The following is a 6610-nucleotide window of genomic DNA, read 5'->3' on the forward strand; positions in this document are numbered from 1 at the left end:
GCGCGGCGCCGTGCCGCCCGCGCGCGGCCGCGCCGCTGCTGCGCTGCGTGAACGACCTGGTGTCCCGCGCGCTGGCGGTGACGGCGTCGCTGTGTCTCGCGGCGCTCACGCTGCTGGTGTTCTACGCGGTCGTGATGCGCTACGTGTTCGAGAACGCGCCGGATTTCGTCGAGCCGATCGCGCTGTTGCTCGTGATCGTGATCGCGATGTTCGGTGCGGCGATGAAGGTGCGCGACGGCGGCCACATCGGCCTCGACTCGCTCGTGCGGCGTCTGTCCGCGGGACCGCGAACGGCCGTGATCGCGATCCAGCACGTGAGCCTGATCGCGTTCGCGATCGCGATCATGATCGGCTGCGGCACCATGGCCGCCGAGACGATGGGCGACCGCATTCCGATCATCGGGTTGCCCGAAGGCGTGCGCTACCTGATCACGATTCCGGCGGCGATCGCCATCATTCTTTTCTCGCTCGAGCATCTGCTCGCGCTTCGTCGTTCTTCGTCGGGACAATAACGCCATGGAACTCGCGATCCTGTCCGTCAGTTTTCTGATATTCCTGGTGCTTGGCGTGCCCGTGTCGTTCGGGCTCGGCCTCGCATGCGTGCTGACCTACATGGTCGAAGGGCTGCCGATCGCGACCGCGATGCAGTCGATGATTTCGGGGATGAATGCGTTTTCGTTCCTCGCGGTGCCGTTCTTCATCTTCTCCGGCGAGCTGATGCTGCATGGCGGCATCGCCGACCGGATCCTGCGCTTCGCGCAGGCGACGGTCGGGCACTTCCGCGGCGGCCTCGGAATGGCCAACGTCGTCGCGTGCACGCTGTTCGGCGGCGTGTCGGGCTCGCCGACCGCCGACACGTCGGCGATGGGCGGCGTCGTGATTCCGCTGATGAAGCGCGAAGGCTACAGCGCGGCGTATGCGGTCAACGTGACGACGCACGCGTCGCTCGCCGGTGCGCTGATGCCGACGTCGACCAACATGATCATCTATGCGTTCGCGGCGCAGGGGATCACCGGGATGCTGCACGGGCAGCAGGTGAGCGGCGTGTCGATCGGCGACCTTCTGTTCTCCGGCCTGCTGCCGGTGCTGTGGGTGATGGGCTTCGTGCTCGCCGCCGCGTATTGGCAGGCCGTGCGTCACGGCTATCCGCGCCGCGACGACGGCTCGTCCGCGTTGCCGTCGTTTCCCGGCTGGTATGCGGTGCTGCGCAGCTTCGTCGGCGCGGTGCCGGGCCTGATGGTCATCGCGATCATTCTCGTGTGCGTCGCGAAGGGCATTGCGACCGCGACCGAGGCCGCCGCGATTGCCGTCGTGTATTCGCTCGTGCTGACGGCGATCGTCTACCGCACGCTGACCGTCGAGAAGCTGCGCCGCGCGCTGTCGCATGCGGCGCGAACGACGGGCGTCGTGCTGCTGCTGATCGCGGTGTCGAACATGCTGCGCTTCCAGATGTCGTACCTCGAGATTCCGGATGCGATCGAAGGGCTGCTGAAGCAGTCGACCGCCGCGCCGTGGCTGATGCTGCTGTACATCAACATCATCCAGGTGTTCCTCGGCACGTTCGTCGACATGGCCGCGCATATCCTGATCACGACGCCGCTGTTCCTGCCGATCGCAATGGCGTGCGGCGTCGGGCCGGTGCAGTTCGGGATCATGCTGCTGCTGAACTGCTCGCTCGGGCTCGTGCATCCGCCGATCGGCTCCGTGCAGTTCGTCGGTTGCGCGATCGGCAACGTGTCGATCGGCGAGACGACGAAGATGGCGTGGCCTTACTACCTCGCAATCTTCAGCGCGATCAACGTCGTCACGTACATGCCGTTCTTCTCGACCTGGCTGCCAAGCCTGATCAGCGGGCACGCGGTCTTCTGACCGCACGCGTTGCCCCGCGCGGCGCCGGACGATCGAGGTCGTCCGGCGCCGCGCGCGCTTGAACGCTTCCCGACACGCACGACGAATCCGGTGAACGGGCGCACCGCGTGACGCGGGCTATGGGGAACCGGCACGGCGGAATGACTGCCGTGGCCCGCGCAGTGTCCGGCAACGTACCGGCGCCATATCGCGTCGGCTGGCACGCCTGCGTCGTCGCACTCCGGGATGACGCACAGCACCCGCCGCGCGGCATCTGACTGCGGCTTCACCATGTGCATCGTCATCCCCGATCGCCGAGACTTGTGCGATGATTCGACGCTTCGCGCGCGTCGCAATACGCCGCCGAACATGGCGCCCGCTGGCGGCTGCCATCCATCTTCAAGACATCGACGAACCCGGAGGCGGGATGCCCGCACTGACCATTCAACGCAGCACGCTGCATTATCAGGAACACGGCACCGGCTTTCCGGTGCTGCTCGGACACAGCTATCTGTGGGACGCGGCGATGTGGGCGCCGCAGATTGACGCGCTGTCGAGCCGCTATCGCGTGATCGTGCCGGACCTGTGGGGCCATGGCGCGTCGGGCCCGCTGCCCGACGGCACGCATTCGCTCGACGATCTCGCCGCGCACGCGAGCGCATTGCTCGATGCACTGGAGATCGAGCAGTGCGCGGTCGTCGGCCTGAGCGTCGGCGGGATGTGGGCTGCCCGGCTTGCATTGCGTGAACCGGAGCGTGTGCGCTCGCTGGTGCTGATGGATGCATCGCTCGAGGCCGAACCCGACGCGACGCGGCTGCGCTACTTCGGGATGCTCGATGCGATCGCCGCCGCCGGCTCGATCGTGCCGCCGCTGCTCGATGCGATCGTGCCGCTGTTCTTCCGGCCGGACGTCAACCTGGCCGACCCGGTGCCGAGCGCGTTCCGCGCCGCACTCGCGAGCCTGCCTGCCGACCGGCTGCGGGAATCGATCGTTCCGCTCGGCCGGTTGATCTTCGGGCGGCCCGATACGCTTGCCGCGCTCGCTGAACTCGACGCCGAACGCACGCTGCTGATGTGCGGCGCCGGCGACATGGCGCGCCCGCCGTCGGAGACGGTGAAAATGGCGGGCGTGATCGGCTGCCGGCACGCGCTGGTGCCGGATGCAGGCCATATTTCGAATCTCGAGAATCCCGCATTCGTGACGCGTACGCTGCTCGACTGGTTCGACGCGCAGCAACTCGCGGCGGGCTGACGGTCGCACGGCCGATGCGGGCGGCAAGTGCCCGCGCGGCGTCCTCGATCGTGTGACGGCGCATCGGCTCCCGTTACGCGCGTTCGCCGATCGGCGTGAACTTGCGCTCGCGCACGCAGCCTTCGTCCGTGCCGCGGCGAATCAGGTCCTGCGCTTCTGCGCGGCTCGACACGCACGGTGCGGAGCCGGGCAGCGGCCGCCGTGCGCTCTCGCGCAGCGCAAGCACCGACACGATGCCGATGAACGACGCGCCCATCAAGTAATAGGCGGGCATCATCAGGTCGCCCGTGCGGTCGACGAGCCACGCGGTGACGAGCGGCGTCGTGCCGCCGAACAGCGACACCGACACGTTGAAGCCGATCGCGAGCGCGCCGTAGCGGATGCGCGTGGGGAACAGCGCGGGCAGCGCGGACGGCATCACGCCGGTGAACGTCGACAGCAGCGTGCCGTAAATCAGCATTCCGCCGAACACCGGCAGCATCCCGCCGGTGCGGATCAGCAGCAGCGCGGGCACCGACAACGCGAGCAGGCCGACGCAGCCGAACATCATCACCGGCTTGCGGCCGAGCCTGTCCGACAGATGGCCCGCGTAGAGCGTCATCGGCATCATCAGAACCATCACGAGCAGCACCATGAACAGGCCGTGCGTCTCGTTGAAGTGCAGTGTCGCAGACAGGTAGTTCGGCAGGTACGACAGCGCCATGTAATCGGTCACGTTGAAGATCAGCACGAGGCCGACGCACTGCAGCAGCGGCCTCCACTGTTCGACGAGAAGGGCGCCGAACGACTGCTTCGGCCGCGCCCGTTCGTCCGCTTCGCGTGCTTCGGCTTCCTTCCTGAACGCGGGCGTTTCTTCCAGCTTGAGCCGCACGTACAGGCCGACGAGGCCGAGCGGGCCGGCAATGAAGAACGGTACGCGCCAGCCCCACGACAACAGCGCTTCGTGCGACAACGCGGCCGTCAGGATCGCGACGGTGGCCGCGCCGAGCGTGTAGCCGATCAGCGTGCCGAACTCGAGGAAGCTGCCCATGAAGCCGCGGCGCTTGTCGGTGGAGAACTCGGCGATGAAGGTGGCGGCGCCGCCGTATTCGCCGCCGGTCGAGAAGCCCTGCACGAGGCGGGCGACGAGCAGCAGGATCGGGGCCATGATGCCGATCGACGCGTAGCTTGGGATCAGGCCGATCGCGAACGTGCCGACGGCCATCATGATCATCGTTGCGGCGAGCACGCGCTGGCGGCCGATGCGATCGCCGAGCGGGCCGAACACCATGCCGCCGAGCGGACGCACGAGGAACGCGGCCGCGAACGTGCCGAAGGTCGCGAGCAACTGCGCGGACGGGCTGCTCGACGGGAAGAACACCTTGCCGAGCGTGACGGCGATGTAGCTGTAGACGCCGAAATCGAACCATTCCATCGCGTTGCCGAACGCCATTGCGCCGACCGCGCGTTTCAGCACGGCAGGATCGACGATCGTGACGTCTTCCAACTTCAGGGCCTTGCGGGAAGCACGGACTTTCGCGGGGTGCGCTTGCGATGAACTCAATGAACGCTCCTGGAAGGGCCTTCGCGGCTGGCCGTGCGGATGCGCGGCGGGCTCGGGCGCGTGACCGTCGGGGCGAAGGCGGTTGTCTCTGGATCGCCGGGATGTCGGTGGTGCGGCGCGCGTCACGCAGCATCCGGCGAGTGTGTGTTGGTGTGAAGCAGTGTAGAGAAACGGGCAGAGCGGACTATCGGTCATGCGCCCGGAAACCGGTCGTAAACGACACGGACGGCGCAGGCAGGCAAGCCGCCGCGCAACATGTCGTCGCGTGCCGGGCGGCGTGGCGGTACGGGGTGTGCGTGCGGCGGTCTATACCGGTGGCGACCGGATCGACGCCGTGGCGCATGCGCATCCCGATACGTCGCCGCTCGTGCGCGGGGAAGCGTGCGGAGTAAACGGCGCGTTGCTGGCGAATCCGAACGCGATGAAAGCGCCGCCGAAATCCGGATACATCGTTGCGATCCGGATTCGGCGGAGATTTATTTGGAGCACGAATTAATGGTGCTGGAGATGCGACGCGGCAACCGGCGCCCGCGCATCAGAACATGTGGCGGATCCCGACGTTCGCGCCGACAGTCGTTCCGGTGACCGCATACAGCGCATTGTTGATGCCGAGCCCGGTGTTCATCGCGCCGTGGTTGTTGACCATCGCGACCTGCGCATACAGCGCGGTCGCCTTCGACAGGCTGTACGTCGCGCCGAGCGCCGCGAGCAGCGAGTGGTTGGCCGTGTCGTTGCGATCGCTGGTGAACCAGACGCCGCCGTTCAGATCGACGGCCGGCGTTGCCTGATAGTCGAGACCGCCGCCGTACACGTTGTTGCTGAACGATCCGCCGACCTTGTAACTGGCGAACGACGCCTTCGCGGTGACCGGTCCGAACCGGTAAGCGGCACCGATCGTGCGCCCGACGAACGCGACGGTGCTCGGCGCCGGTGTCGGGTTGGTGCCGTCGTTGCCGTCGTAGAATGCGGCGTCGATCATGAAGCCGTCGTGCTCGTACTTGACGCTCGCCGAATATTGGCGACCGGCCTGGAAGTCGCCGGCCTTGCCGCCGAATGCGAACATCGCGCTGCCGGTGAGGCCCGCGATCGTCGGGCTCGTGTACGACACGGCGTTCGGGTTGAACAGGCCGGTCACGAGCACGTTGTCGACGTAGTTGATCAGGCCGCTGCCGAAGTGCGAGAAGCTGCGCGGATCCGAATCGAAGATTGCGAGCAGGAACGGCGAGTACTGCACGCCCGCCTTGATCGTGCCGAAACCGCCATCGAGCCCGACCCACGCCTGGCGGCCGAAGAAGTTGCCGTTCGAATGGTTGAACGCGCCGTTGGTCACGGCAAAGCCGCTTTCGAGCTGGAATCGCGCCTTCAGGCCGCCGCCGAGATCCTCGCTGCCGGTCATTCCGAACGTCGTTGGCGTCATGCCGGTGTCGGTCATTGCGAACTGGTGACCGGCGTTTGTGCCGGTGGCCGCGTCCAGCGTCTTGCTCGTGTACAGCAACGCGGCGTCGAGGTTGCCGTACAGCGTCACGCTGCTCTGCGCGAAGCTGCCGGGGCTGGCCAGTGCACCCGCGAGCGCGGTGCAACCGATCATGATTCTGCTTTTCATTGGGTTGTCTCCAGTGTTGTGGTGTCGTACGTCGATGCATCGAACAGACGGATGCGACGGGTGTCGGCATCGCGGCGTTCGTCGCGTGCGCCGCGCACGCGGGATGGGCGCGGCGGGACGCACATGTGCGGCCGGATGGCGGCCGCGTGCGACGCGTCGATGGCGCGGATGAGCGCCGGCACGCGCGTGCGTCGAAAGATGTCGGGTGAGGCTGGCCGCTTCGTCAGAGGGAGCGGCCCAGCTGCTCGAGGATCGCCGGGTTCTCGAGCGTGGAGGTGTCCTGCGTGATGGCTTCGCCCTTCGCGAGCGAGCGCAACAGGCGCCGCATGATCTTGCCCGAGCGCGTCTTCGGCAGGTTGTCGCC

Annotated in this window: 7 protein-coding genes; 4 read left to right on the forward strand and 3 right to left on the reverse strand. The window is 67.0% G+C overall.

Annotated elements, in window-relative coordinates; all coding sequences use genetic code 11:
• The 3 genes from KDW55_RS29065 to KDW55_RS29075 form a co-directional block, all read left to right on the forward strand.
• The coding region (locus KDW55_RS29065) for a TRAP transporter small permease (RefSeq protein WP_249181358.1) at positions 1-512 on the forward strand (512 nt) is incomplete at its 5' end.
• Positions 513-516: 4 nt separating this feature from the next.
• Complete coding sequence (locus KDW55_RS29070; RefSeq protein ID WP_212161882.1) at positions 517-1869, forward strand: TRAP transporter large permease; 1353 nt, start codon at positions 517-519, stop codon at positions 1867-1869.
• A gap of 406 nt (positions 1870-2275) precedes the next feature.
• The gene (locus KDW55_RS29075; RefSeq protein WP_212161883.1) at positions 2276-3100 is read left to right on the forward strand and encodes an alpha/beta fold hydrolase; all 825 of its coding nucleotides are present in this window, start codon (positions 2276-2278) and stop codon (positions 3098-3100) included.
• Between the two features lie 73 nt (positions 3101-3173).
• Here the strand turns inward: KDW55_RS29075 and proP are convergent, their stop codons facing one another.
• The gene (proP, locus tag KDW55_RS29080) at positions 3174-4643 is read right to left on the reverse strand and encodes a glycine betaine/L-proline transporter ProP (protein ID WP_212161884.1); all 1470 of its coding nucleotides are present in this window, start codon (positions 4641-4643) and stop codon (positions 3174-3176) included.
• A 193-nt stretch (positions 4644-4836) separates the two neighbouring features.
• Between proP and KDW55_RS29085 the strand changes: the two genes are divergently transcribed.
• Positions 4837-5139: a hypothetical protein gene (locus KDW55_RS29085; protein WP_212161885.1), complete on the forward strand. Its 303-nt coding sequence runs from the start codon at positions 4837-4839 to the stop codon at positions 5137-5139.
• 39 nt (positions 5140-5178) lie between these two features.
• On the opposite strand, the gene KDW55_RS29090 is transcribed toward KDW55_RS29085, so the two are convergent.
• Positions 5179-6246, reverse strand: coding sequence for a porin (locus KDW55_RS29090; protein WP_212161886.1), 1068 nt, complete (start codon positions 6244-6246; stop codon positions 5179-5181).
• Entirely contained in the window at positions 6243-6428 is a 186-nt protein-coding gene (locus tag KDW55_RS29095; RefSeq protein ID WP_069242319.1) for a hypothetical protein, read from the reverse strand. The genes KDW55_RS29090 and KDW55_RS29095 overlap by 4 nt, the downstream gene beginning before the upstream one ends.
• Between the last annotated feature and the right edge of the window lie 182 nt (positions 6429-6610).

Source organism: Burkholderia sp. AU19243 (assembly GCF_018148075.1).
GTDB lineage: Bacteria > Pseudomonadota > Gammaproteobacteria > Burkholderiales > Burkholderiaceae > Burkholderia > Burkholderia latens_A.

What these genes read in the sequence shown, in the direction of transcription:
- KDW55_RS29070 (WP_212161882.1), top strand. Translation starts at nt 517, where the DNA reads ATGGAACTCGCGATCCTGTCCGTCAGTTTTCTGATATTCCTGGTGCTT.
- KDW55_RS29075 (WP_212161883.1), top strand. Translation starts at nt 2,276, where the DNA reads ATGCCCGCACTGACCATTCAACGCAGCACGCTGCATTATCAGGAACAC.
- KDW55_RS29090 (WP_212161886.1), bottom strand. Translation starts at nt 6,246, where the DNA reads ATGAAAAGCAGAATCATGATCGGTTGCACCGCGCTCGCGGGTGCACTG.
- KDW55_RS29085 (WP_212161885.1), top strand. Translation starts at nt 4,837, where the DNA reads ATGCGCCCGGAAACCGGTCGTAAACGACACGGACGGCGCAGGCAGGCA.